Annotated in this window: 22 protein-coding genes; 10 read left to right on the top strand and 12 right to left on the bottom strand. The window is 57.4% G+C overall.

Annotated elements, in window-relative coordinates; genetic code table 11:
* Positions 1–488 precede the first annotated feature (488 nt).
* Complete coding sequence (gene hrpA / locus HMPREF0201_RS09165; RefSeq protein ID WP_039898203.1) at positions 489–4,388, bottom strand: ATP-dependent RNA helicase HrpA; 3,900 nt, start codon at positions 4,386–4,388, stop codon at positions 489–491.
* A 213-nt stretch (positions 4,389–4,601) separates the two neighbouring features.
* On the opposite strand from hrpA, the gene azoR reads away from it, so the two are divergent.
* Positions 4,602–5,207 carry an FMN-dependent NADH-azoreductase gene (gene azoR / locus HMPREF0201_RS09160; protein WP_016536308.1) on the top strand — a complete coding sequence of 202 codons (606 nt, stop codon included), beginning with the start codon at positions 4,602–4,604 and terminating at the stop codon, positions 5,205–5,207.
* A 123-nt stretch (positions 5,208–5,330) separates the two neighbouring features.
* Here the strand turns inward: azoR and paaY are convergent, their stop codons facing one another.
* From paaY to HMPREF0201_RS09120, 8 genes are all read right to left on the bottom strand, one after another.
* Positions 5,331–5,927 carry a phenylacetic acid degradation protein PaaY gene (gene paaY, locus HMPREF0201_RS09155; protein WP_016536307.1) on the bottom strand — a complete coding sequence of 199 codons (597 nt, stop codon included), beginning with the start codon at positions 5,925–5,927 and terminating at the stop codon, positions 5,331–5,333.
* A gap of 9 nt (positions 5,928–5,936) precedes the next feature.
* Complete coding sequence (gene paaX / locus HMPREF0201_RS09150) at positions 5,937–6,866, bottom strand: phenylacetic acid degradation operon negative regulatory protein PaaX (protein ID WP_016536306.1); 930 nt, start codon at positions 6,864–6,866, stop codon at positions 5,937–5,939.
* A 135-nt stretch (positions 6,867–7,001) separates the two neighbouring features.
* Positions 7,002–8,180, bottom strand: a complete 1,179-nt coding sequence (locus tag HMPREF0201_RS09145; RefSeq protein WP_016536305.1) for a glycoside hydrolase family 5 protein — start codon at positions 8,178–8,180, stop codon at positions 7,002–7,004.
* Positions 8,181–8,269: 89 nt separating this feature from the next.
* Positions 8,270–9,085, bottom strand: a complete 816-nt coding sequence (locus tag HMPREF0201_RS09140; RefSeq protein WP_016536304.1) for a DUF2861 family protein — start codon at positions 9,083–9,085, stop codon at positions 8,270–8,272.
* Entirely contained in the window at positions 9,082–9,741 is a 660-nt protein-coding gene (locus tag HMPREF0201_RS09135) for a response regulator transcription factor (RefSeq protein WP_016536303.1), read from the bottom strand. Before HMPREF0201_RS09135 ends, HMPREF0201_RS09140 begins: the two co-directional genes overlap by 4 nt.
* Positions 9,731–10,327, bottom strand: coding sequence for a sensor histidine kinase (locus HMPREF0201_RS22895; RefSeq protein ID WP_055696357.1), 597 nt, complete (start codon positions 10,325–10,327; stop codon positions 9,731–9,733). The genes HMPREF0201_RS09135 and HMPREF0201_RS22895 overlap by 11 nt, the downstream gene beginning before the upstream one ends.
* On the bottom strand, positions 10,287–11,147 hold the full coding sequence (locus HMPREF0201_RS22890) for a DUF3404 domain-containing protein (RefSeq protein ID WP_055696356.1): 861 nt from the start codon (positions 11,145–11,147) through the stop codon (positions 10,287–10,289). The genes HMPREF0201_RS22895 and HMPREF0201_RS22890 overlap by 41 nt, the downstream gene beginning before the upstream one ends.
* Positions 11,148–11,197: 50 nt before the next feature.
* On the bottom strand, positions 11,198–11,908 hold the full coding sequence (locus HMPREF0201_RS09120; RefSeq protein WP_016536300.1) for a YnfC family lipoprotein: 711 nt from the start codon (positions 11,906–11,908) through the stop codon (positions 11,198–11,200).
* 105 nt (positions 11,909–12,013) lie between these two features.
* Between HMPREF0201_RS09120 and HMPREF0201_RS09115 the strand changes: the two genes are divergently transcribed.
* From HMPREF0201_RS09115 to clcB, 8 genes are all read left to right on the top strand, one after another.
* On the top strand, positions 12,014–12,286 hold the full coding sequence (locus tag HMPREF0201_RS09115; RefSeq protein WP_039898202.1) for a DUF1161 domain-containing protein: 273 nt from the start codon (positions 12,014–12,016) through the stop codon (positions 12,284–12,286).
* 216 nt (positions 12,287–12,502) lie between these two features.
* A complete protein-coding gene (gene ynfE, locus HMPREF0201_RS09110) occupies positions 12,503–14,938 on the top strand; it encodes a selenate/tellurate reductase subunit YnfE (RefSeq protein ID WP_039898200.1) in 2,436 nt (811 codons plus the stop codon).
* Positions 14,939–14,949: 11 nt separating this feature from the next.
* A complete protein-coding gene (gene dmsD, locus HMPREF0201_RS09105) occupies positions 14,950–15,570 on the top strand; it encodes a Tat proofreading chaperone DmsD (protein ID WP_016536296.1) in 621 nt (206 codons plus the stop codon).
* 312 nt (positions 15,571–15,882) lie between these two features.
* Positions 15,883–16,596: an osmoprotectant ABC transporter permease OsmY gene (gene osmY, locus HMPREF0201_RS09100; protein ID WP_016536295.1), complete on the top strand. Its 714-nt coding sequence runs from the start codon at positions 15,883–15,885 to the stop codon at positions 16,594–16,596.
* 21 nt (positions 16,597–16,617) lie between these two features.
* Positions 16,618–17,523: an osmoprotectant ABC transporter substrate-binding protein OsmX gene (gene osmX / locus HMPREF0201_RS09095; protein WP_016536294.1), complete on the top strand. Its 906-nt coding sequence runs from the start codon at positions 16,618–16,620 to the stop codon at positions 17,521–17,523.
* A 9-nt stretch (positions 17,524–17,532) separates the two neighbouring features.
* Positions 17,533–18,171 carry an osmoprotectant ABC transporter permease OsmW gene (gene osmW, locus HMPREF0201_RS09090; RefSeq protein ID WP_039898198.1) on the top strand — a complete coding sequence of 213 codons (639 nt, stop codon included), beginning with the start codon at positions 17,533–17,535 and terminating at the stop codon, positions 18,169–18,171.
* Positions 18,172–18,207: 36 nt separating this feature from the next.
* Positions 18,208–19,353, top strand: a complete 1,146-nt coding sequence (gene osmV, locus HMPREF0201_RS09085; RefSeq protein ID WP_016536292.1) for an osmoprotectant ABC transporter ATP-binding protein OsmV — start codon at positions 18,208–18,210, stop codon at positions 19,351–19,353.
* A 97-nt stretch (positions 19,354–19,450) separates the two neighbouring features.
* On the top strand, positions 19,451–20,746 hold the full coding sequence (gene clcB / locus HMPREF0201_RS09080) for a voltage-gated ClC-type chloride channel ClcB (RefSeq protein WP_016536290.1): 1,296 nt from the start codon (positions 19,451–19,453) through the stop codon (positions 20,744–20,746).
* Here the strand turns inward: clcB and bioD are convergent.
* The 3 genes from bioD to HMPREF0201_RS09065 all read right to left on the bottom strand — a co-directional run bounded on the left by bioD (position 20,699) and on the right by HMPREF0201_RS09065 (position 23,765).
* Positions 20,699–21,394, bottom strand: a complete 696-nt coding sequence (bioD, locus tag HMPREF0201_RS09075) for a dethiobiotin synthase (protein WP_016536289.1) — start codon at positions 21,392–21,394, stop codon at positions 20,699–20,701. The genes clcB and bioD overlap by 48 nt on opposite strands.
* A gap of 125 nt (positions 21,395–21,519) precedes the next feature.
* Entirely contained in the window at positions 21,520–22,737 is a 1,218-nt protein-coding gene (gene mlc / locus HMPREF0201_RS09070; protein ID WP_016536288.1) for a sugar metabolism global transcriptional regulator Mlc, read from the bottom strand.
* A 125-nt stretch (positions 22,738–22,862) separates the two neighbouring features.
* Positions 22,863–23,765: a LysR family transcriptional regulator gene (locus tag HMPREF0201_RS09065; RefSeq protein WP_016536287.1), complete on the bottom strand. Its 903-nt coding sequence runs from the start codon at positions 23,763–23,765 to the stop codon at positions 22,863–22,865.
* Positions 23,766–23,865: 100 nt separating this feature from the next.
* Between HMPREF0201_RS09065 and HMPREF0201_RS09060 the strand changes: the two genes are divergently transcribed.
* Positions 23,866–25,116: an MFS transporter gene (locus HMPREF0201_RS09060; protein WP_039898196.1), complete on the top strand. Its 1,251-nt coding sequence runs from the start codon at positions 23,866–23,868 to the stop codon at positions 25,114–25,116.
* The last annotated feature ends 31 nt before the right edge of the window (positions 25,117–25,147 follow it).

Genomic DNA, 25,147 nt, shown 5'->3' with positions numbered 1-25,147 from the left:
CCCCCGGCTTTGACCCAACTCAGGCGGGGTGGAGCTGCCGGGAGCAGCGAAAGAGAGCGATCGTCGGGAACGGATCGCGAACGACCCCGAATGTTTGGGTGATAGCCGGGGTTTACCGCTTTAGCGGCGATGAGCTCGCCGGGCGCCGGGGGTGGTCAGGGGGAATGGCGTATTTCCCCCTGACACGTTCACCGTTCTCTGGGCGTGCAGAGAAAATAGATTCGCCGGTGAACGGAACATAACAGTGCCCACAGAGGTATCTCTTCTGCTTACAGCCGTTTATGACAATCTGGAGGTGATTTAAGCCGGAACAAGTGCCGCGCTTTAATCCCGCAGCCACTCTGAAACTCCACGTCGCGTTAAAATCAAAAGCCACGCCCTTGTCCCCTGCTCTCATTATCTCCCTCACCCCAGCCCTCTCCCCAAAGGGGCGAGGGAGAAAACAAATCGCTTTGTTTGTTGTCAGGGGGAATGACGCACACGAAGACTTAAAGCGCTACCTGCTCCATGGCCTGCAAAATACGCTTATCGGAAATCGGATACGGGGTTCCCAGCTGCTGGGCAAAGTAGCTGACTCGCAGCTCCTCTATCATCCAGCGGATCTCCTGCACCTCTTCGTTTTCGCGGCTGGCCGGCGGCAGTTTGTTCAGCCACTGCTGCCACGCCTGCTGCACGCTTTCCACTTTCAGCATTTGCGCACGATCCCGGTGAGGGTCGATGGCCATCTTCTCCAGCCGCTTCTCGATAGCCTGCAGGTAACGCAGCGTATCGCCGAGGCGCTTATAGCCGTTGCCGGTCACAAAACCACGGTAAACCAGGCCGCTCATCTGGGCTTTAACATCCGACAGACCGAGCGCCATCGTCATGTCCACGCGCCCTTTCAGGCGTTTGTTGATGTTAAACACCGTCGTGAGGATCTGCTCAACCTGTTTGGCAATCTCAACCACCGTATCGTTAAGCTCGGCGCGCACTTTTTCATGCAGCGCGGCAAAGCCTTCCTCGCTCCATACCGGCCCGCCGTTTTGCGCAATCAGCTTGTCGATGCCGCAGGAAATGCAGTCGTCGATAAGCTCCAGCACCTTACCGTAAGGGTTGAAGTAGAGGCCGAGCTTCGCCTTGTTGGGCAGCTTCTCGTGCAGGTATTTCACCGGCGACGGGATGTTCAGCAGCAGTAAACGGCGCAGGCCGCGCCACATCGCCTGCTGCTGCTCGAGCGGGTTATCAAATAACTTGATTGCCACGCTCTCTTTTTCATCCACCAGCGCCGGGAAGGCCTTCATCCTGTAACTGCCGCGCTTTTGCTCGTAGCTTTCCGGCAATGAGCCAAAGCTCCAGATATGCAGCCCGCTCTGCTCGATGCCGTCATCCGCCACCGCAGACAGCGTTTGCTGTACTTTGTCTTTCAGGCCGCCCTTCAACTCGTGGAGGTCTTTACCTTCTTTCAGCTTTTTGTTGTGCTCGTCCACCACCCGGAAGGTCATTTTCAGGTGATCGGGCACCTGATCCCAGTGCCAGTCTTCCCGGTCGATGGTCACGCCTGCCATGCGGCGGAATTCGCGCTCCAGGCTGTCCAGCAGCGGCAGCTCCAGCGGCGTTGCGCGGCCTAAAAACGCTTCGGCATAGTTCGGGGCAGGAACAAAATTACGGCGTACCGGCTTCGGCAGCGATTTAATCAGGGCAATAATCAGCTCCCGACGCACGCCGGGGATTTGCCATTCAAAGCCGGATTCCTCAACCTGGTTAAGCAGCGGTAGCGGAATATGGACCGTGACGCCGTCGGCGTCCGCGCCCGGCTCAAACTGATAGGTAAGCCGCAGCTTGAGGTTGCCCTGATGCCAGAAGTTCGGATAGTCCAGCTTGCTGACCTGCTCCGCGCCTTCCCTGATAAGCATACTTTTTTCGAAGTTCAGCAGATCGGGGGTTTCACGGCTGGCGGTTTTCCACCAGTTGTCGAAGTGGCGGGCGGAAATCACTTCATGAGAAATTCGCTGGTCGTAGAACTCAAATAGCGTTTCGTCGTCCACCAGGATGTCCCGGCGGCGGGACTTATGCTCAAGATCCTCGATTTCCGCGCGCAGCCTGAGATTGTCGCGGAAGAAGGCATGCCGGGTTTGCCAGTCGCCCTCCACCAGCGCGTGACGGATAAACAGCTCGCGGCACAGAGCGGGGTCAATCTGGCTGTAGTTGACCTTACGCGCGGCCACAATCGGCAGCCCATAAAGCGTCACTTTTTCCTGCGCCATCACCGCGCCCTGGGCTTTTTCCCAGTGTGGTTCGCTGTAGGAGCGTTTAATCAAATGCTGCGCCAGCGGCTCGATCCATTCCGGGTCGATACGGGCGGCTATGCGCCCCCACAGGCGGCTGGTTTCCACCAGCTCGGCGACCATCGTCCACTTCGGCGGCTTTTTGAATAAGCCCGAGCCGGGGAAGATGGAGAAGCGAGCATTACGCGCGCCGGTATATTCTTGTTTCTCGGTGTCTTTCTGGCCGATATGCGACAGAAGCCCCGTCAGCAGTGCCGAATGCACGGAGCGGAAGTCCGCAGGCTCGCTGTTTACCGGCAGGCCAAGTTCTTTAACCACCTGGCGTAGCTGGGTGTAGATGTCCTGCCACTCGCGCACGCGCAGGTAGTTGAGGAAATCCAGCTTGCACTGGCGGCGGAACTGGTTCGAAGAGAGCGCTTTTTGCTGCTCGCCGAGGTAATTCCACAGGTTCACATAAGCCAGGAAGTCTGACTCTTTGTCGTGGAAGCGGCGATGTTTTTCGTCCGACGCCTGCTGCTTGTCCATCGGGCGTTCGCGCGGGTCCTGAATAGAGAGCGCTGACGTAATGATCATTACTTCGCGCACGCAGCCAAATTTTTGCGCCTCCAGCACCATTTTTGCCAGGCGCGGGTCAACCGGCAACTGGGCGAGCTGGCGACCGGACGCCGTTAGCTTATAAACGCTGTGATCTTCATCGCTGGTGATGGCCCCCAGCTCCTCCAGCAGGCGCACGCCGTCCTGGATATTGCGCTTGTCAGGCGCTTCAACGAACGGGAACGCCTGGATATCGCCAAGCCCCAGCGCCGTCATCTGCAAAATAACCGACGCGAGGTTGGTACGCAGGATTTCCGGGTCGGTAAATTCCGGGCGAGACAGGAAGTCATCTTCGGAATAAAGACGAATACAAATCCCTTCCGAAACGCGCCCGCAGCGGCCTTTACGCTGGTTAGCAGAAGCCTGAGAAACCGGCTCAATCGGCAGACGCTGCACCTTGGTGCGGTAGCTGTAGCGGCTAATACGCGCCGTACCGGGATCGATAACGTATTTAATGCCCGGCACGGTGAGCGAGGTTTCCGCCACGTTGGTTGCCAGCACAATACGGCGGCCAACGTGGGGCTGGAACACCCGGTTCTGCTCGCTGTTGGACAGGCGAGCATAGAGCGGCAGGATTTCAGTATGCGGCAGGTTCAGCTTCGTCAGCGCATCTGCCGTGTCGCGGATTTCCCGCTCGCCGCTCATAAAGATCAGGATATCGCCCGCGCTTTCGTGGCCCAGCTCGTCTACCGCATCAAAGATGGCCTGTAGCTGGTCGCGGTCGGTATCGTCGTTATCTTCCACCATCGGGCGGTAACGCACGTCCACCGGATAAGTCCGGCCGGACACCTCAATGATTGGCGCATTATTGAAGTGGCGCGAAAAACGCTCCGGGTCAATGGTTGCCGAAGTAATGATGATTTTGAGATCGGGACGCTTAGGCAGCAGTTCCCGCAGGTAGCCCAGCAGGAAGTCGATGTTCAGGCTGCGCTCGTGCGCCTCATCGATGATGATGGTGTCGTACTGCATCAGCAGCCTGTCCTGCTGGATTTCCGCCAGCAGGATCCCGTCCGTCATCAACTTGACCATGGTGTTGTCGCCAACGTGGTCGGAGAAGCGCACCTTATAACCCACGCAGCCGCCCGGCTCGGTTTGCAGCTCTTCAGCAATGCGGTTTGCAACGGTACGCGCTGCAAGACGGCGAGGCTGCGTATGGCCTATCAGCCCTTTTATGCCCCGCCCCAGCTCCATGCAGATTTTTGGCAACTGGGTGGTTTTCCCGGAGCCGGTTTCCCCGGCCACGATAACCACCTGGTTGTCGCGTACCGCATTGAGGATGTCCTGCTTTTTCTGGCTTACAGGCAGATTTTCAGGATAGGTAATAGCCGGGCGCGCGGCTTCGCGCAGCAGAACCTTGCCTGCTGCGGCGTCTATTTCTGCGGCCAGGGAGTCGAATAAGGCCTGCTGAGAGTCAGCATTTTTGATCTTCTTTGCGCCGTGCAGGCGGCGGGAGAAGCGTTGTCTGTCGCGGAGCATCAGCCCGTCAAGGCGCGCAAACAAAGAGGACAGCGAGTGTTTTATGGTTTCCATTTTTTCTATCTTTATTTCGCTACCGGGCACAACCGGTTAAGTCATGGCTCTGATTTCCGCTATTTTACCACACCACGATTTATAGCGCCTTGTTCAATAAATTCGAATATAGGGTTCGATATATTGCGCTATCACTGTAATCAGATTGTGAATACATTAACTCTCAGCGAACGGGCACAACGCCCGACTGACCAAACACTAAGGAATCACTCCATGAGCAAAGTATTAGTTCTGAAATCCAGCATCCTGGCAGGTTACTCACAGTCCAACCAGCTGTCCGACTATTTTGTTGAACAATGGCGTGAAAAGCACAGCAACGACGAAATTACCGTTCGTGACCTGGCGGCAAACCCAATTCCTGTGCTGGATGGTGAACTGGTTGGCGCGCTGCGTCCTTCCGATGCGGCTCTGACTCCGCGTCAGCAGGAAGCTCTGGCGTTATCTGACGAGCTGATTGCAGAACTGAAAGCGCACGATGTGATTGTTTTCAACGCGCCGATGTACAACTTCAACATCCCAACTCAGTTGAAAAACTACTTTGACCTGGTCGCTCGCGCTGGCGTCACTTTCCGCTACACCGAGAAAGGCCCTGAAGGCCTGGTGACTGGTAAACGTGCTCTGGTTGTGACCAGCCGCGGCGGCATCCACAAAGATACCCCGACCGACCTGCTGGTGCCTTACCTGAACGTATTCCTGGGCTTCATCGGCATCACCGATGTGAACTACGTGTTCGCTGAAGGCTTCGGGTACGGCCCGGAAGTTGCGGCTAAAGCGCAGACTGATGCAAAAGCAGCTATCGACAGCATCGTTGCTGCGTAATATTTGCTCCAAGTGACTGACCCTCACCCTAACCCTCCCCCTGGAAGGGAGAGGGGATAAACAATATTCTCCAAACCTGTTTTCCCCCTCGCCCCTTTGGGGAGAGGGCCGGGGTGAGGGGAATTAACCGCTTTTCTTAGGCTGGTGCAAATCCTCAAACATCAGACGTTTACGCCCCGCCTCTACCTCACGCAATGGCTCGACCTGATGCATTGTCTGCTGGCAGCGAATCACCAAATCCTGATACTCCTTCGTTCCCTGCTTTTTCCATTCCAGCTCTTCCGGTCTTAACTCGCGAATCGCTTTCGCCGGGCTGCCGATAATCATCGTATTGGCCGGAAACTCCGCTTTGCCTTTAACGAAAGCCGCCGCGCCGACGATAGAATTCTCGCCAATTTGCGCCCCGTCGAGGATCACCGCGTTCATGCCGATTAGCGCATTCTTACCGATTCGGCAGCCGTGCAAAATCGCACCATGGCCGATGTGGCCGTCCTGTTCCACCACCGTATCCTGCTGCGGGAATCCGTGCATCACGCAGTTATCCTGCACGTTAGCGCCATCTTCGATGATAATGCGCCCAAAGTCGCCGCGCAGGCTGGCATTGGGGCCAATATAGACTCGGTGGCCCAGGATTACGTCGCCAATCAGCACCGCCGTGGGATGCACATAGCTGTCTTCCGGGACAACCGGCGTCAGACCATCAATCTGGTAAACAGGCATAAAGGCTCCTTAAGAGTGATTGAGTCCGCCAAAACGCTGCAAATAGCCATTACCCGGCACCGGCAGAGAGCCAACCGAGGTTTCCCCCAGTTCGCTGACATAAGCCAGCGCGCCTGGTGCAACGCGTTGGTAGATATTGATACAAAGCTGGCGTGCGCTCTGCCCCAGCCAGTGCGGCGGCAGCAGTTCATCCGGCAGAAGCGGATCTTTCAGCACTACGCGGCGGTAGAAGTGAATCAGCAGCAATTGGATCTGGAAGCAGCGCCGGGGCGTAAGTTCTTCGCTTCCGGCCTCGCGCAGCAGCGGCAACAGCGGGCGGAAGGAGTTGATAAATTCGGCGTAGCGCTCGTTTTTGTCGGTCAGCAGCCAGCATTCTTCCACCCGAGACTTTAGCGCGGCGCGGGAGGTTTGCAGCGGAGAATCGGCTTCAAAGCAGATAACCTGTTCGGCCACGCCCGCCTCATGTAGCAGGCTTTGAATATCCGCCAGGCTCTGCGAAGGAGAAGCCATCAGGCTCGGAGCCAGGGCGCCAAACCCCTGCCAGATCAGCTGTTTTTTTACCTGCTGGAGAGTGCTTTTATCCAGCCCCTCGGATAGCAGCAGCAGCCACTTTCCGTCCCAGGCGGGCTGCCCGGCACGGTAAATTTTTGACTCGGCGCGGCGCGACATGCGCTGGCCTAAATCCGTCAGGCGATAAAAACTCCGACGCCCCACCCGCTCCACATCCAGCCAGCCTTCTTTATTCAGGCGAAACAGTGAGGTCCGCACAAAGCGTTCGCCAAAGCCGAGCGGCTCCAGCATCGCCGCCAGGCTACCGAGCCAGATTTCTCCTCCCCGGTGCGCCAGCGCATCGCCGTACAAAGAGACAATCAGCGAGGTGCCGCTAATGGGAACCGCGCTGACCGCCTGCTGAATAAACTGATCGAGTTTGCCGCTCATCCTGTCTCGCCGCCGTGGTTAAATTTGCCAGCGAAAAACATAACATAAATAAAGCGGCGAAAAATCATTGCATTAGAAAATGTGATTCAGAATAGTCGCTGACTCAATTCAGCCTGAACCACTTAATCATCCGCGTTAGTGGCTCAACCTGCGGCTAATCGGCTCGAACTCAGGCGTCGCACAGCGCGGCAAAGTATCCGGCTGCTGTTTATCCATCGCCTGCCAGTAAGACCAGGGCACCTTGCCTTTGCCCAACTCGTAATCCATTCCGTCCCAGGCGTCCTCCCGGAAGCTGTAAAACGCCCAGTGGGCCTGGGTTTTATCCAGCACGGTGAGCACATCCTCAAGATATTGGCGACAGCCGTCCAGCTGGCGAATACAGCCAAATTCCCCGGCTACCATACGATTTTGCTCAATGCCCCGCTGTTTTGCCCATACGAAAGGCTGCTGTAAATACTCGGCAACGCGCCCGGCATCCCATTTTTCCTTCCCTCCGGCAAAAGGCACTACGCCGGGGTAAGCATAGGGCTTAGCTCGTTTCAGGTTAGGCGCGCTGGTGGCGTCGTACGGTTCATACATATGGAAGCTGTACAGCACCCGCTTGTCAGCGAGCGCGTGCGGCCAGTAGCTAAAGGCGTCCGCCGCCGCATACCAGCCGCTATCGACCATAATTGGCGTATTCGGGTCCACTTCGCGAATCGCTTTAATGACAGTCTGGTAGAACTCCGGCAGATCCCGCGCCGTACCCTGATGCTCTTTATACCAGGCCAGCATCTCTTGCGGCGAAGCGTGCTCTTTCAGGCCGCCGCGCTTTTCAGGTGCCGGTTCATTAACCAGGTTGTAGGCCCCCACCGCCGGGTTATCTTTCAGCTCTTTTGCGAGGTCACGCCAGAAAGCAGCGCTCTGCTGCCAGTAGCGTTTATCCTGCCAGAGTCGATCGTCAAAGCGGCCACCGTTGTTCTGCGACCAGCGCATGCCGGGCAGCGAAAGCGGCGTGATGACCACTTTCAGCCCGGCGGCGTGAGCCCGGGCCAGCGTATCCTTAAGCGTTTGCAGATCCTGCTTCATCAGGCCCTGATAATTGTCGGCATTGCCAATCAAAAAATCGCGCTGTTCCGGCTGCCATTTATCCCACGAAAGCCGCACCCAGCTTGCGCCGTAGCCTTTTAGGGCGGAAAAGTAAGCTTCCGTTGGTGCAAGGCGATTAAAGCTGTTACCGCCGTGCTGCGGCGTGTTCCAGAAGGCGATATTGTCGACGGCGAAGGCCGAAGCGGAAAGCAGCGCCAGGCTGGCCAGCAGGGGTTTTAATTTCATGGCAAATATCCCGTTAATAAAAGAGATGCCAGTATTGCCGGTTAACTCAGAGCAATTGTCAGAGGAATGTCAGGATTACGGCCCGGCCGCTAGTTTTGTAATGTTGCCAGCGGCCCGGCAAGGCGATGCTCGGTGCGCACGGTTACGCTACCCCGGTTTTCAGCGCTGACCACCGCAACCGTTGCCCATAAATTTTCTACCTGCTCCGCGGGCCAGGTCACCAGCGCCATTTTGTCGCTGCGCTGCCACCATACCTGGCTGTAGTCATCCCGTTTAAGCAGCGACTGCTCAAGCCACGGCTGCGGGCAAGAAGCCGCAACCCGCGGTGTATGGAGGATTATTTTATGCCCCTGAAGCTGAGCCTGGCTCAGGCCGTTAATGCCCTGCAAGGCCAGAGACTGCCGCCATTGCTGGCCGCCGCTGGAAACGGTGAGTAAATAAACGCCTTCGTTAAGCGGCTGGTTAAATTCCTCACTCTCAACGCGAAATTCCCCCTCTGGTTCGTACTCTACCCGCATCGAGGAAAGTGCCTCTTTGCCTTCGGGCAGAAGCAGCGAAACCCGCAAGTCGTGGCGCGGGCTATTGCCGCTGAGGGTAATGCGGTATATGCGGCTTAGCGGCATATCGCGCTGCATCAGCGTCAGCGTGATGTCATCCAGCCACGCCGGAACCGCCGAAGGGAGATCTTTGCCGCATTGATGGCTCACCACGGCATTAAGCGCCGCCTCCCACGCCTGACGCTGTGCATGGCTGTTCAACCGAGGCCAAACCTCTGTCAACTGGCCGTAGGCAAGGTCACCGCGCTGGTTAAATAGCTGATGATAAACCGGTTCCAGCGGCGTTTCCGGCAGCGCGGCCTGAAGGTTTAAAGGAAAGAGTAAGGCGGCTATCAGGCGTAATTTCATTCCATCCGCTCCAGCCGGTAGCCAATACCGCGGACGCTGGCGATCGGCAGTCCGGGGAGTTTCTGACGCAGTTGCAAAATATGTGTGTCCACCGTTCTGGTGGAAGGAAAGCTCTGGTAACCCCAGACCTGGTTTAACAGCTCGTCTCGCGTGAACACCCGCCCGGCCATCTGCACCAGCATCGCCAGAAGCGAAAACTCCGTTGCCGTTAGCGCCACATCATTTTGCTGCCAGCGCGCAACCTGCCGCGCCGGAACCAGAGTAAGTTCGCCGCAAACCAGCACGCCCTCGCCCAATGGGCGCAGCTGAGCGCGAATGCGGGCCAGCAGCTCAACGTGAGCAAAAGGTTTGCTAATGTAGTCCCGCGCTCCGGCTTCAAGCCCGGCCACTCGCTCTTCTACGCTGACTCTTGCCGTCAGGACGATGACCGGCAGAGCTTTCCTGGCAAGCCACTGGGGCAGCAGGCGCAGGCTATCGCCGTCCGGAAGCTGCCGGTCGAGAATAGCCAAATCCGCCAGATACCAATAATCGGGCACCTGTTCCGAACCGCGTAGCCAGCGGCAGGTAAATCCTTCCTGCCGCAAAAATGCCGACAGCCCCTCGCCAAGCGCAGGATCGTCTTCAATTAATAACAGCGAGGGGGTATTAGCTGACATCGCAAGGAAGCTCCAGGGTAAAAGTGGTTGGCGAAGCGCTGAAAGTTAGCCTGCCGTTCAGGCGGCGGGAGACTCGCTGGACGATGGTCAGCCCCAGTCCAAGGTTATTGTTTGACCAGCGCATGCGGCGCGAGTTTAGCAGCGGGTTTTTACTCATACTTCCGGCATCACTGACCAGGAAAAGCAGGCTCGTTTTGCTTCTGCGCACGGTTAAGCGCACGGGGGCGGCTCCGTGACAAAAGGCATTATCCAGTAAATTCGTCAGGCAGAGACTGCTCCAGTATAGCGCTACGCTAACCGTCATATCTTCTTCAAGGCAGTAAATCAGGCCGTCCCGTGTTGCACAAAGATTATCCAGCCACTCGCTGAGCCGTACCCGGGCTGGGGCTTCCAGCGCCTCACGCTGATGCTCCGCTATAAGATAATGCTTGCTGGTTTCGGCCATCTGGCGCATGCGCTGTAATGTATCTGCCAGAGCAACAAAATTAAGCTGCGCCCGGTCAGGGAGCTGGTTAAAGTCGCGGCGAAAATGCTCAACAACATTGCTAAGCTGGGCGATCGGCGTGCGCAGTTCGTGGGTCAACATTTGGGTAATAAAACGCTGCCGCTCGCGTAACCGGCGGCGCTGCCAGCGCCGTCCACGTAAGACCAGCGGCGGCAAAAATTGCCAACAAAACAAACAACCAGCGCCAGACATCGCGATACCCGTCATTAGCGTTGGCGCATAATGCCCCGAGGCGGACATCACAGCGCCCTCCCGCACTCACCAGTTCAAGCCCGGCCTGCTTAGCCAGCGGCTGCCAGACTGGTTGTTCATAGCGCTGCCATTGCTGGCGGCTAAGGTGCCACAGCTCGCCGTTTTGCAACAGCCAGCGCTGCCCGCCGACCAGCGCCTCAAGATTGTCATCGGAAAGTGTTCCCACGCCGCCCAGGCTACCGGGTCTTTCCCGGACATGCAGAGCGTTTTGCAACGCCGCTGCCGCATCAGGATGGCGCAAAATATAGTGCCAAGCGCTGCTTCCTCCGAGCGGATAAACAGGATGCGTGTTAAACCACGACGCGGGCGGCCTGCCTGCCTGGCACAGCGCCTGCACGAAAGGTAAAACCGATTCTGGAAGTGAGTGACCGGAAACGCAGCGATTATCAAACTGATAAAGCGCGCTCAGGTCGGCAACTGAATATGCCTGAAACTGAGGATACATTGATTCAGGCTTTAGCAGCGCAGGATCCAGCTGTTGCAGAGCCTGTAGCGGCACCTGCGCCGCAGGGCTGGCTTTTTCTAACGCCGCGCTAAACTGGCTCACCCCGGCGGCAAGTTCAGCCGCGTGCGCCGCCGGAGCCAGCAACAAGCCCAGGCACCAACAGAACAACAATGAACGAAGTATCAGAGCAAACCGCTGGGCCACGAGCAGAACCTTAATTTTTAAACGTGGGTTTGGCGGCAAACGCGCCGCTATCAATAATACTCGATAGTATTTTTAATCGTATAACGCACGGTGGTTGGCGGCGTTACGGTTTCATCGGTCATATCCAGATCGCAGGACAGCGGGTTGAAATGCCTGTCGTAGTCGCAGCTTTGCTTGGCCATCCCGATGTTTTTACCGTTCAGCGTAGTCACCGCGCTGTAATCCAGCTTTTTCTTTTTGTCGGTTCCGGCCTTCGCAATAATCGCCAGCTCGCTCTCTTTGGCTTTGGATATCTTGCCCAGCGGATAGCCTTCATCGTCATATTTATAGTCGACCTGGACATCCTTACCCCGGGCAACCGTGACGAAACCATTGTCGTCCGTATCGTAGCTGATGCCCACCTTAGGCAGCCCGGCAAGCTGGCATTTCCCCTGCAACTCCACGCGTTTTTCGTGACTAACGGCGTCAATGTAGTAATTCGCATCCAGCGCCAGCGCAGCGCCGCTATTGTTCTCAAGATCGTGAAACTCAAGGCTGTCGAAGCAGCCTTCCTGCGACAGCACGCCGCTAACCCGCTTCACCACTTCGCCCTTTTCGTTTATCAGCGTCTGGCTAAAATCCTTTACCGGCCCGCGCAGCGGATCGAAGTCGAACTCGTTAGAAAAACTGGCCATTTCCGGCGTATACGCCTGCGGCGACTGCGAGTTGTCACATCCGACAAGCCCGAAAACCAGCGCGCCAGAGATAATGATTTTCTTCACGTTTTGCCGCTCTCCTGTTTGGTGTCATAACATGATATAAGCAAATACAACCCTTTACACTAAAAGCGCTATTCTTATAGTTCACCTCAACATAAGGAAGAGATGATGAAACGTTCCGTTTGGTTAAGCACGATACTGCTGATCGCTGCCGCCCCGGCGTTGGCCGCGCAAGGCAGCTGCGAAAGAGTGAAAGCGGATATCCAGCAACGTATTATTAATAACGGCGTGCCTGAGTCCGGATTTTCGCTAACCATCGTTCCGAACGATCAGGCAGACAAGGCCGGCGGCCAGGTTGTTGGCCACTGCGCTAACGACACGCAAAAAATCGTTTATACCCGCATCGCGGGCGGCGCCGCAGCTGAAAACGAGCCTCAGTAATCTCCAGTGGGGCGCGCTGCGCCCTGCTTTCCCGCAATTTCCGCCGCAGACTGCCCTAACTTTGATTGGCGTTAATAACCTCTACTCCTAAATAAGTAACACTCTTGCCGGAGTGAATATTCGCCCGCTAAGCGGCGAGACTCCACCGCAATCATCAACCCTAAAAATTCAAAAAAATAACGTCTTCCACGCGACAAAACAGTCATGGAGTGAGCGATGTCGAATCTCAACAATCCGGGCGGGATTAGCCGCCGCAGCCTGGTAAAATCTTCCGCTATAGGCGGCCTGGCGCTTGCCGCCGGCGGTATTTCACTGCCGTTTGCTTTACGCAGCGCCGCAGCCGCCGTTGCCGGTGCCGTCTCCCAGGAAGATAAAGTGGTCTGGGGAGCCTGTTCGGTCAACTGCGGCAGCCGCTGCGCGCTGCGCCTGCACGTCCGCGATGAAGAGGTCTACTGGGTCGAAACCGATAATACCGGGCTGGATAACTATGGCGATCATCAGGTTCGCGCCTGCCTGCGCGGGCGCTCCATTCGCCGTCGCATCAACCACCCGGAACGCCTGAATTACCCGATGAAGCGAGTGGGCAAGCGCGGCGAAGGGAAGTTCGAGCGCATCAGTTGGGATGAGGCGCTTAACCTCGTCAGCGGCAGCCTGAAGAAAACCGTTGAAAAGTACGGTAACGAAGCGGTCTATATCAACTACTCTTCCGGCGTGGTCGGCGGCAACATAACCCGCTCCTCGCCTTACGCCTCGCTGGTTGCCCGGCTGATGAATTGCTACGGCGGCTTCCTGAGCCATTACGGCACTTACAGCACGGCACAAATCGCCTGCGCGATGCCATACACCTACGGCAGCAACGACGGCAACAGCACCTCGGATATCGAAAACAGCAAACTGGTCGTGCTCTTCGGCAATAATCCAGCGGAGACCCGCATGAGCGGCGGCGGCATCACCTATTATCTGGAGCAGGCCCGCGAACGCTCCAATGCACGCATGATAGTCATCGACCCGCGTTATACCGACACCGCCGCCGGGCGCGAAGACGAGTGGATACCTATCCGCCCGGGCACCGACGCCGCGCTCGTCGCCGGGCTTGCCCACGTTTTAATCAGCGAGAATCTGGTAGACCAGCCGTTCCTCGATAAATATTGCGTTGGGTATGACGAGAAGACGCTGCCCGCTGGTGCGCCCGCAAACGGGCACTACAAGGCGTATATTCTCGGCCAGGGCGAAGACGGCGTTGAAAAAACGCCGCAGTGGGCAGCCACGATTACCGGCATCCCTGCCGACAAGATAATCAAACTGGCTCGTGAAATAGGCAGCGCTAAACCAGCCTATATTGCTCAGGGCTGGGGCCCGCAGCGCCAGGCGAACGGCGAACTGACCTCCCGCGCGATTGCCATGCTGCCGATTTTGACCGGCAACATCGGGATTAACGGCGGCAACAGCGGCGCCCGTGAGTCCACCTACACCATCACCATTGAGCGTATGCCGGTGCTGGAAAACCCGGTGAAAACGCAGATTTCCTGCTTCAGCTGGACGGACGCTATTGTTCGTGGCCCGGAAATGACCGCCAAACGCGACGGCGTGCGCGGCAAAGATAAGCTGGACGTGCCGATAAAGTTCATCTGGAACTATGCCGGGAATACCATCATCAACCAGCACTCCGACATCAATAAAACCCACGATATTCTGCAGGACGACAAGCAGTGCGAAATGATTGTGGTTATCGAAAACTTTATGACCTCTTCGGCGAAGTACGCCGATATCCTGCTGCCGGACCTGATGACGGTGGAACAGGAAGACATTATTCCCAACGACTACGCGGGCAATATGGGCTACCTGATTTTTATTCAGCCCGCCACCGCGCCTAAGTTCGAGCGTAAACCGATTTACTGGATGATGAGCGAAGTGGCAAGGCGGCTTGGCCCTGACGTTCACCAGGCGTTTACCGAAGGAAGAAGCCAGAGCGAATGGCTGCGCCATTTGTACGCTAAAATGCTCGCCAAAGATCCGTTGCTCCCGTCCTACGAGGCGCTGCGCGAAATGGGTATTTATAAACGTAAAGACCCGGCGGGCCACTTCGTGGCTTACAAAAAATTCCGCGAAGACCCGGCGGCCAATCCGCTCAAGACGCCCTCCGGAAAAATTGAGATCTATTCGAGCAGGCTCGAGGAAATTGCCGGAAACTGGGAGCTGGAAAAAGATGAAACCATCAGCCCGCTGCCGGTTTATGCTTCTACCTTTGAAGGCTGGGACGACCCTCAGCGCGGCGATTATCCTCTCCAGCTGTTTGGCTTCCATTACAAGGCCAGAACGCATTCAACCTACGGCAATATTGACGTGCTCCAGGCCGCCGCACGCCAGGAAGTCTGGATCAACCCAATAGATGCGCAGAAACGCGGAATTACCAGCGGAGACAAGGTCAGCGTGTTCAACGGGCGCGGCGAGGTGTATATCGAAGCCAAAGTCACCCCTCGCATCATGCCGGGCGTAGCGGCCATGGGCCAGGGCGCCTGGCACGATGCCAATATGAGCGGCGACAAAATCGACCGCGGGGCCTGCATTAACACCCTGACCACGCATCGTCCTTCGCCGCTGGCCAAAGGCAACCCGCAGCACACCAATCTGGTCGAGATTAGAAAAATTTAAGGAAGCAAAGAATGTCTTCAGATTTACAACGCCTGCCCGCCATCGCCCTGACCGGTCGCGTACTCGGCGCCCTGTTTTATCAGCCGCCGGGCAGCCCGGAATGCGCGGAGCTTATCGCTATGCTGGCATCACCCGAGTGGGTTACAGAGTGGCCGATTCAGTCCGCTGAATTACCTGATATCGCACGGCTTATGGCTTCCGGCCTGGCGGACGAGGGGCTTGATGCGGAGTATCAGCGACTGTTTATCGGCCCGTACGCGCTGCCTGCTCCGCCGTGGGGTTCGGTCTATCTGGACAAAGAAAACGTGCTCTTTGGCGACTCAATGCTGGCCTTACGCCAGTGGATGCGCGAGCACGGGTTTGTTCAGGAAACCGAGCAGAACGAGCCGGAAGACCATTTTGGTACGCTGCTGATGCTGGCCGCCTGGCTCGCCGATGAGGAGCAATCTCAGCGGCTGGACGAACTGCTCGCCTGGCATCTGCTGCCGTGGTCAGAGCGTTTCCTTAGCCTGTTCACCGACCATGCCGCCAATGATTTCTATCGCGGGCTAGGTCAGCTTGCGCACATTACCCTTGCCGGATGGCGGCGCGGCATGCTGACGCCGGTGGCGCAGAAGGAGCTGTTCTTCTAAGAATCCTGGTCTTTCGGGGAGCCGACGGCATTCGGTTTCCTGAAAGATCCCGCCCGTCGGCGATAATTGATATGTGACAACGTCACGTCGCATTAACATTTTTAAGACAAATCTTTACTTTCCCCTCCCAGCCCAACAGCCATAAGGCCTGCGCAATACTTTATCCCCTAAACCATTAGCCACTTAATGGTCCGCTAAACTGGAATCCTTCCCGCTGCGTTGCTATAGCTCCAGACACCCTGCCGACACAAGGCATAACAACAGGCCGTCCTTCCGGCGGCAATAACGCGTGCAACAGGGAGACACACTGCAATGCAAAACGCATCCTTCTTAACAAGGTTCCTTCTCGGCCTCCTTGCGCTCGTTGTAGTGCTCGGCCTGCTGGTCTGGGGTATCGGGCCTGAGACAATAAAAGCCCGTCAGGTGGACCTGGTTTACCTCGGGCAGCAGCACTTAATTCTGGTGTTTAGCTCTATGGCGCTGGCGCTGCTGGTTGGTATTCCCAGCGGGATTTTACTCAGCCGCCCTGCCGCCCGCCGCTGGGCGGAATACGTGATGCAGATATTTAATATCGGCAATACGCTGCCGCCGCTGGCGGTGCTGGCTCTGGCAATGGTGGTCATCGGTATCGGCGATAAACCGGCGATTATTGCTCTGTTCCTCGCTTCCCTGCTGCCCATTGTGCGTAACACCTACGCCGGGCTATGCAGCGTGCCGCCTTCGCTTATCGAGGCGGCTAACGGCATTGGCATGACAAAATTACAGCGTCTGCGCCAGGTTGAAATCCCCAACGCGCTGCCGGTTATGCTCTCCGGGGTGCGCATCGCCACCGCCATCAACGTAGGCACGGCCCCGCTGGCGTTTCTTATCGGTGCCAGCAGCTACGGCGAACTGATTTTCCCGGGTATTTACCTTAACGACTTCCCGACGCTGATCCTCGGGGCGGTGGCTACCGCGCTGTTTGCGCTGATACTGGATCTTGCTCTCGCGGGCCTTGGCCGGGTGCTCAGCCCCCACGCCGCTTAATAACAACAATAAGGAGCGTTCATGAAGATGCTTTCCCGACTGCTGACGGCGGCCCTCACCGCCACGGCACTTCTTACCGCCCAGGCGCAGGCTGCCCCGCTGGTGCTGGCGACCAAGAGCTTTACCGAGCAACATATTCTCTCTGCCATGACCACGCAGTATCTGGCGAAAAAAGGGTTCCAGGTTACGCCGCAAACCAATATCGCCACGGTTATTTCCCGCAACGCGATGATCAATAAACAGATTGATATGACATGGGAATACACCGGGACTTCGCTGATTATCTTCAATCACATCAACAAAAGAATGTCGCCGGAAGAGTCGTATAACACGGTTAAAAAGCTGGATGCCAAACTTGGCCTCGTCTGGCTCAAGCCTGCGGAAATGAACAACACCTACGCCTTTGCCATGAAGCGTGAACGCGCTGAGAAAGAAGGCATTACCACGATGTCTCAGCTGGTGGAGCGGGTGGAGCATATTCGCCAGACCGACCCGAAACATAACTGGATGCTCGGCCTGGATCTGGAATTTGCCGGGCGCAGTGACGGCCTGAAGCCGCTCCAGCAGGTGTATAACATGCCGCTGGACCGCCCGCAGATTCGCCAGATGGACCCCGGCCTTGTGTATAACGCCATCCGCGACGGCTTTGTCGATGCCGGCCTGATTTACACCACCGACGGGCGCATGAAAGGCTTCGACCTGAAGGCGCTGGTGGACGATAAAGGTTTCTTCCCAAGTTACGCTGTCACGCCGGTGGTGCGTAAAGATGTGCTGGATGCGAATACAGGTCTTGAGGAAGCGCTCGATACCCTTTCGTCCCTGCTGAATAACGACGTGATAACAACCCTGAACGCCAAAGTTGATATCGACCATGAAACCCCGCAGCAGGTAGCGCGTGAATTCCTGCAGCAGAAAGGCTTGCTCTGAGGAGGTATCGTGGAAACTCTGCATTATATGATTGATAACGCGGGCTATATTGGCTCCCTGACTCTGCATCACCTGTGGCTGGTGCTTATCGCCGTCGGGCTGGCCATCGTGATTGGCGTCCCGCTCGGTATTCTGATTGTGCGCCATAAATGGCTGGCAACGCCGGTGCTCGGCGTCGCCACTATCGTGCTGACCATTCCGTCTATCGCCCTGTTCGGCCTGATGATCCCGCTGTTTTCGCTGATCGGTCAGGGAATTGGCGTGGTGCCTGCCGTTACGGCCGTCTTTCTCTACTCGCTGCTGCCGATTGTTCGCAACACCCATACCGCGCTGGACAGCCTGCCGCCGGGTCTGCGCGAAGCCGGTCGCGGCATCGGCATGACCTTCTGGCAGCGTTTACGCTGGGTAGAAATCCCGATGGCGCTGCCGGTGATTTTTGGCGGTATCCGTACCGCAGTGGTGATGAACATTGGCGTGATGGCGATTGCCGCCGTCATCGGCGCGGGCGGGCTGGGCCTGCTGTTGCTGAACGGCATCAGCGGGAGCGACATCCGCATGCTGATTGCCGGAGCGGTAATGATTTGCCTGCTCGCCATCGTGCTTGACTGGCTGCTGCATCGCCTGCAAATGCATTTTACCAAGTGGTAACCGGCCATTAAATTCGTCTTTAAAAGAGAGTAAATAATGATAAAACTTGAAAATCTCACCAGACAATTTGTGCAGAAAAACGGCCAGACTTTTAACGCCGTGGATAACGTCAGCCTCAACGTCCCCGAGGGGGAAATGTGCGTTCTGCTTGGCCCTTCCGGCTGCGGCAAAACCACCACGCTGAAGATGATTAACCGCCTGATTAAGCCAACCGGCGGCAAAATTTTGATTAACGGGCAGGACACTAACGATCTGGATACCGTTACCCTGCGCCGCAATATCGGCTACGTTATCCAGCAGATTGGCCTGTTCCCGAACATGACCATCGAAGAGAACATTACCGTGGTGCCGCGCATGCTGGGCTGGGATAAAGCCCGCTGTAAAGAGCGCGCCAGCGAGTTAATGAGCATGGTGGCCCTCGATCCTAATCGCTTCCTTAACCGCTACCCGCGCGAGATGTCCGGCGGGCAGCAGCAGCGCATCGGGGTTATTCGCGCCCTGGCGGCAGATCCTCCGGTGCTGCTGATGGATGAGCCGTTCGGCGCGGTCGACCCGATTAACCGCGAGACAATCCAGAACGAGTTTCTCGACATGCAGCGCCAGCTGAAAAAAACCGTGATGCTGGTGAGCCACGACATTGACGAAGCGCTGAAGCTGGGCGACCGCATCGCGGTGTTCAGACAGGGCAAAATCGTGCAGTGCGCCAGCCCGGACGAGCTGCTGGCAAAACCGGCTAATGATTTTGTAGGCTCGTTCGTGGGCCAGGACCGCACGCTGAAGCGCCTGCTGCTGGTGCAGGCCGGGGACGTAACCGACCAGCAGCCGACCATTACCGCCCGCGAGTCCACGCCGCTGCCGGAAGCCTTTGCCACCATGGATGATAACGACATGCGCTCTATTACCGTGGTAGACGGCGATGGTAAACCGCTGGGCTTCGTTAAGCGCCGCGAAGCGCGCGGCGCAACGGGAACCTGTTCTGAACTGCTCCACCCGTTCCGCGTGACCGGCCGGGCTGAAGAAAACCTGCGCATCGTGCTGTCGAAACTCTACGAGCACAATATGGTCTGGATGCCGATTACCGATGAGGACGGGCGCTACAGCGGAGAAATTTCGCAGGATTATATTGCCGACTATCTCAGCTCGGGCCGTACCCGCCGGGTGCTGAATATTCACCAAAGTTAATCAACCTGATGCGCTGCCCCAGCGGCGGCGCATTTTCTTTTGAGCTTCTCTTCTTTCTGCCCCACAATAGCGCCATTCCCCCGCTACGTTATCCATTATGCACCGTTTACATGCTTTCCCCGACATCAGGGAGATGCTGCGCCGACTGGTGATTGCGGTCTTCATTGGCCTTGCCTCCGCGCTGGTTGTCTGGCTGTTTCGCCAGGCAATGTATCTGCTTGAGAATGCGTTTCTTGGCGACCACGGCGGCAGCCTGGTCGCGGCTGCGGCTTCGCTTGAACCCTGGCGACGCGTGATGACGCCGGCCGTTGGCGGCCTGCTCGCGGGACTGCTGTTATGGGGCTGGCAGCGGGCCACCCGCCAGCGCCCTTCTGCCCCCACCGATTACATGGAAGCCATCGAAACCGGCGACGGGCGGCTCGACGTCCCTTCAAGCCTGGTAAAGTCCGGCGCTTCGCTTATTGTGGTCGCCAGCGGCAGCGCCATCGGCCGCGAAGGGGCAATGATCCTGCTGGCTACCGTATTTGCCTCGCTCTTTGCCCAGCGATTTACGCCAGACAAAGAGTGGAAACTGTGGGTCGCCTGCGGTGCCGCCGCCGGGATGGCCAGCGCCTACCACGCGCCGCTGGCGGGCAGCCTGTTTATCGCGGAGATTCTATTTGGCTCGCTGATGCTTGCTTCGCTTGGGCCGGTGGTTATCGCCGCCGTTAGCGCGCTGCTGATGACCCATTTATTGAACGGCGGCCAGGCTCCGCTGTATATCGTCACCCTTCTCGCGCCGCCTCTGCCTTCCCAGTATGGGCTGATGGCGCTGCTGGGCTTAACGGCAGGTGTAGTTGGCCCGCTGATGCTGTGGCTGCTGATGAAAAGCAGCGTGCTGTTTCGCGGGCTGCACCTGTCGCCACCGTTGCAGCTGGCGCTGGGCGGGCTGATTGTCGGCCTGCTTTCGCTGATAACGCCCACCGCGTGGGGTAACGGCTACAGCGTGGTGCAATCATTTCTCTCCAGCCCGCCCGCGCTGCTGTTTGTTGCCGGGGTTCTGCTGTGCAAATTACTGGCGGTGATGGCGAGCAGCGGCTCAGGCGCGCCGGGCGGCGTGTTTACGCCAACGCTATTTATCGGCGCAGCGCTGGGCATGCTGTTTGGTCAAATTTGTGGAATGTGGGGCGGAGGCGGCGAACCGGTGGCGATTCTGCTGGGGCTGACGGGTATGGCCTCGCTGCTTGCGGCGACCACCCATGCGCCCATTATGGCGACGCTGATGATTTGTGAAATGACCGGAGAGTTTACCCTGCTCCCCGGCCTGCTTCTGACCTGCGTTATAGCCTCTACGCTGTCGCGCTGGCTACGCCCGCAGTCTGTCTACCGACAGAGCGCTGCGCAGCCGGGGTAAGTTGATGTACGGCCCGAGGTCGCGCTGTTCGGCGCGGGGCAGATACGGCAGCTCGCCAATCATTGGCCCCGGCAGTTTCTTGCTCAGCACTTCGATAATTTCCGCGTAGTGCGCCAGCCCTGGGTTGATGCGGTTGGCGACCCAGCCAATAAACGGCAGCCCGTCGTTGGCAATGGCCTGCGCCGTAAGCAGCGCATGGTTGATACAGCCTTCCTGGATCCCCACCACCATCAGCACCGGCAGTTGCTCCTGCACCACCCAGTCGGAGAGCGGGCGCAGATCGTTCATCAGGCTACGCCAGCCGCCCGTGCCTTCAACCACGACATGATCCATCTGGCTGCTCAGGCGCGCCAGGCCGCTGGAGAGCAAAGAGTAGTTCACCGGACTATTGTGGCTAATGCTGCTCTCTTCCTCGCTCAGCGCGATAGGATTGATAGCTTCGTAGGGCAGTTTAACCGTTGAGACGCTTTGTAATACCAGCGCATCCTTGTTGCGCAGTCCTTCTGGCGTCTCTTTACTACCCTTCGCCACCGGCTTATAGCCGACAACGCTTTTACCGCTGGCGGCCAGCGCCTGCAGCAAGGCTCTTGAAACCACCGTCTTCCCCACGGCGGTATCGGTACCCGTTATAAAGAAACGCTTAAGCATGAATCTCTCCCGGAGGTAACGCTTGCAATAAAAACAAAAAAGAAAAATTGAACCGGGAAAGTCTAAAAGAATGGCGCTGCGGCCAGATTGAGATAGCGCAATATTTGGTGAATCAGGGCGTGGAATCAGCCCTGCAACAGGCGAATTAATAAAGAGCCGTTATACATTGCGTCTTTTACCAGCGCCGCACCGGCCATCGTACCCCGATTATTAAACTGGGTACTTTCAACTACCGTATGGCTGCTGTAGGCGGGTAAAGCCTGCTGGCGAATGCAGTCGGTAATCGCCGGGTGGAGAATAGCGGCGGCGCGGTTAAGCGGCGAACCGATAAGGATCTTTTGCGGATTAAACAGGTTAACCATAATGGCCAGAATACGGCCTACGTTCTGCCCGACGCCGATAATAATGTCTTTTGCCAGCAGGTCGCCGCCAATCGCCGCGTCGCACAGGGATTCCACGCTCAGCGGCTGGCCGTGCAGCATCGACCCCATAGACTGGCTCATACGCTGCTGCGCCAGCTCCAGAACGCTCTCGACGCTGGCGATGGTTTCCAGGCAGCCGTGGTTGCCGCAATAACAGCGCTTGCCGTACGGGTCAACCTGAGTGTGGCCGATTTCGACCAGGCTGCTGCTGCCCGCGTGCAGCAGGCGACCGTCGGTTATTACGCCCGCCCCGACGTTATGGTCGATAACAACCTGAATGACGTCTCGCGCCCCCTGCGACGCGCCAAACAGCCCTTCGGCCATGGTCCAGGCGCTGATGTCGTGCTGGATAAACACCGGCACCCCGGTATGGGTTTCCAGCGCTTCGCCGAGCGGCATATCGCAGATGTCATAAAACGGCATGCGGTGAATAATGCCGCGCACGGTATCAATGATGCCCGGCAGCGTAATGGCGATGGCGGTTAGGCGCTCCAGCTTTTCCTGGTGGCGAATAAAGAACTGATCGACCTGAAAAACGATGCGGTCCAGCAGAGGCTGAGGATCTTCTATCGGCAGGGCAACGGTATCTTCAACCACCAGCTTGCTGCTGAGGTCGCGCAGGCCCAGGGAGATTTCGCCCCGACTCAGACGCAATGAAAGATAGTGCCAGGCTTCGGTTTCCAGCATCAGCCCCACGGCCGGGCGGCCACGGCTGCCCGGGTCCTGAATTTCGGTTTCCTGTACCAGGTGAGCTTCAAGCATCTCCCGCACAATTTTGGTGATACTGGCCGGTGCCAGCTGCGCCAGGCGGGAAAGATCGATTCGCGACACCGGACCGTGGGTATCAATCAAACGATAAACAACACCGGCATTGGTCTGTTTAATCTGATCGATATGGCCCGGCTGACTATCAGCAACCACGTGGTACTCCCTTTATTTTCGCGCTTCGAAATAAACTTTTAGGCTATGGTTAAACACTTGAAGCGGGGTAGTCAAATATTTACTTAGGGTTGTGATTTACCGCACATAATCCCGCCATTTTGCGGCTATTTTAGCGCGGATGAGGCCTCGGTTAACAGCGCCGAGATGCGCTTTGCCGCCGCAGAAAGTTCCCGATGCTTCGGCCAAACCAGCCACAGTTCCGACTGCGCTTCCTGCTCTTCTATGGGTAACCACACAACATCGCTTAGCCGAATGCGCTGGAACGACGCGGGGAGAATAGAAACGCCCAGCCCGGCCGACACCAGGCCGATAATCGTCATCGCCTCGCCCACCTCCTGGGTAATGTAAGGCACGATATCGTTGCGGTGCAGCAAGCCGACTATGTCGTCGTACAGCCCGGTGCCAACGTGTGGGTCGAAAAAAACAAAAGGCTCTTTGGCAAGCTGCTTAAGGGAAACCGAACTGGCGCAGGCCAGCGGATGCTCCCGGTGTACCATCGCCAGCAGCGGCTCACGCAGGATCAGCGTCCAGTCCAGCGTCTCCGGCAGTTTGGTGTTGCGCATCAGCCCCAGCTCCAGCTCGCCGTCGTTAAGCGGAGCAATCTGCTCCCGGGTATTCACTTCCCGCATTTGAATATGCACATCCGGGTAACGGCGGCGAAAGGCGGACAGGCTGTCCGAGACGGCTTTGATAAACGGCGCGGACGAAGTAAAACCGATGCGCAGCTCGCCGGTTTCGCCCTGATGCAAACGCGCGGCGCGTGCTGCTGCTGCGTCCACCTGGCTAAGGATAAGGCGTGCATCGTTGAGGAACTGCTGCCCGGCGGCGGTCAGATTCACGCTGCGGTTGGTTCGCGCCAGCAGTCGGGCGCCAACTTGCTGTTCAAGGGTCTGGATCTGCTGACTGAGCGGCGGCTGGGAGATGCGCAGCCTTGCCGCAGCGCGGCCAAAATGCAGTTCTTCCGCAACGGCGACAAAGTAACGCAGGTGACGCAGTTCTATATTCATATGCCAAACATATCATTTGAGATTATTAATATATTAGACATAACATTTACACTTTTCTACTCTGTAAATAATAAGTTAACGCACTTTGTAAGGATCTCCTTTGAGCCGCACCACAACCGTCAGCCCCGTCCCGACAGAGGCCGCTGGCGAAAGACCTTCTGTTCAGTCTGTCAGCTACATTAAACGAGGCACTCCCCAGTTTATGCGCGTCACCCTGGCGCTATTTTCCGCCGGTCTCGCCACTTTTGCCCTTCTCTACTGCGTGCAGCCGATTTTGCCGGTGCTGTCGCAAGAATTTGGCGTCAGCCCCGCCAGCAGCAGTATTTCGCTGTCGATATCCACCGCCATGCTGGCTATCGGCCTGCTGTTTACCGGCCCGCTTTCGGATGCGATTGGCCGCAAGCAGGTGATGGTCACCGCGCTGCTGCTCGCCTCCTGCTGCACCCTGCTTTCCACTCTGATGACCAGCTGGCACGGCATCCTGGTGATGCGCGCCCTGATTGGCCTGTCGCTTAGCGGCGTGGCCGCCGTCGGCATGACTTACCTCAGCGAAGAGATGCACCCCAGCGTGGTGGCGTTTTCAATGGGGCTGTATATCAGCGGGAACTCCATCGGCGGAATGAGCGGCCGCCTGATAACCGGCGTGCTGACCGACTTCTTTAGCTGGCGCGTTGCCGTGGCCGCTATCGGCTGCTTCGCCCTCGCCTCGGCGCTGATGTTCTGGAAAATTTTGCCGCAGTCGCAGCATTTCCGCGCCTCCAGCCTGCGGCCCAAAACGCTGTTTATTAATTTCCGCCTGCACTGGCGCGACCAGGGCCTGCCGCTGCTTTTCGCCGAAGGCTTCCTGCTGATGGGCGCGTTTGTCACGCTGTTTAACTACATTGGCTACCGGCTGATGGAAGCGCCGTGGTTCCTTAGCCAGGCGGTGGTTGGCCTGCTGTCCGTGGCCTACCTCACCGGGACATGGAGTTCGCCAAAAGCCGGGGCAATGACCGCAAAGTATGGCCGCGGCCCGGTGCTGATAGCCTTTACCGCCGTAATGTTCATCGGCCTGACGCTCACCGTGTTCTCGCCTCTGCTGGTGATTTTTGCCGGAATGCTGCTGTTCTCCGCCGGGTTCTTCGCCGCCCACTCGGTTGCCAGCAGCTGGATTGGCCCGCGCGCGCGGCGCGCTAAAGGCCAGGCTTCTTCGCTGTATCTGTTCAGCTATTACCTCGGCTCCAGCATCGCCGGTACGCTCGGCGGTGTGTTCTGGCACCAGTTCGGCTGGAACGGCGTGGCCGCATTTATCGGCTCGCTGCTGCTTATCGCCCTGCTGGTTGGCACGCGTTTGCATCACCGCGCGCACTAAGCTTCTGCTGGCCTCGTTTTCAGATGCGCTT

Origin of the sequence: Cedecea davisae DSM 4568 (assembly GCF_000412335.2) — a bacterium.
GTDB classification, from domain to species: Bacteria; Pseudomonadota; Gammaproteobacteria; order Enterobacterales; family Enterobacteriaceae; genus Cedecea; species Cedecea davisae.
Note: the sequence above shows the minus strand (reverse complement) of the source record. Positions and strands in the feature narration are given on the sequence as shown.

Bases quoted from the DNA above. Each gene is read 5' to 3' on its own strand.
- hrpA (WP_039898203.1), bottom strand. From the start codon at position 4,388: ATGGAAACCATAAAACACTCGCTGTCCTCTTTGTTTGCGCGCCTTGAC.
- azoR (WP_016536308.1), top strand. From the start codon at position 4,602: ATGAGCAAAGTATTAGTTCTGAAATCCAGCATCCTGGCAGGTTACTCA.
- paaY (WP_016536307.1), bottom strand. From the start codon at position 5,927: ATGCCTGTTTACCAGATTGATGGTCTGACGCCGGTTGTCCCGGAAGAC.
- paaX (WP_016536306.1), bottom strand. From the start codon at position 6,866: ATGAGCGGCAAACTCGATCAGTTTATTCAGCAGGCGGTCAGCGCGGTT.
- HMPREF0201_RS09145 (WP_016536305.1), bottom strand. From the start codon at position 8,180: ATGAAATTAAAACCCCTGCTGGCCAGCCTGGCGCTGCTTTCCGCTTCG.
- HMPREF0201_RS09140 (WP_016536304.1), bottom strand. From the start codon at position 9,085: ATGAAATTACGCCTGATAGCCGCCTTACTCTTTCCTTTAAACCTTCAG.
- HMPREF0201_RS09135 (WP_016536303.1), bottom strand. From the start codon at position 9,741: ATGTCAGCTAATACCCCCTCGCTGTTATTAATTGAAGACGATCCTGCG.
- HMPREF0201_RS22895 (WP_055696357.1), bottom strand. From the start codon at position 10,327: ATGTTGACCCACGAACTGCGCACGCCGATCGCCCAGCTTAGCAATGTT.
- HMPREF0201_RS09115 (WP_039898202.1), top strand. From the start codon at position 12,014: ATGAAACGTTCCGTTTGGTTAAGCACGATACTGCTGATCGCTGCCGCC.
- ynfE (WP_039898200.1), top strand. From the start codon at position 12,503: ATGTCGAATCTCAACAATCCGGGCGGGATTAGCCGCCGCAGCCTGGTA.
- dmsD (WP_016536296.1), top strand. From the start codon at position 14,950: ATGTCTTCAGATTTACAACGCCTGCCCGCCATCGCCCTGACCGGTCGC.
- osmY (WP_016536295.1), top strand. From the start codon at position 15,883: ATGCAAAACGCATCCTTCTTAACAAGGTTCCTTCTCGGCCTCCTTGCG.
- osmX (WP_016536294.1), top strand. From the start codon at position 16,618: ATGAAGATGCTTTCCCGACTGCTGACGGCGGCCCTCACCGCCACGGCA.
- osmV (WP_016536292.1), top strand. From the start codon at position 18,208: ATGATAAAACTTGAAAATCTCACCAGACAATTTGTGCAGAAAAACGGC.
- clcB (WP_016536290.1), top strand. From the start codon at position 19,451: ATGCACCGTTTACATGCTTTCCCCGACATCAGGGAGATGCTGCGCCGA.
- bioD (WP_016536289.1), bottom strand. From the start codon at position 21,394: ATGCTTAAGCGTTTCTTTATAACGGGTACCGATACCGCCGTGGGGAAG.
- HMPREF0201_RS09065 (WP_016536287.1), bottom strand. From the start codon at position 23,765: ATGAATATAGAACTGCGTCACCTGCGTTACTTTGTCGCCGTTGCGGAA.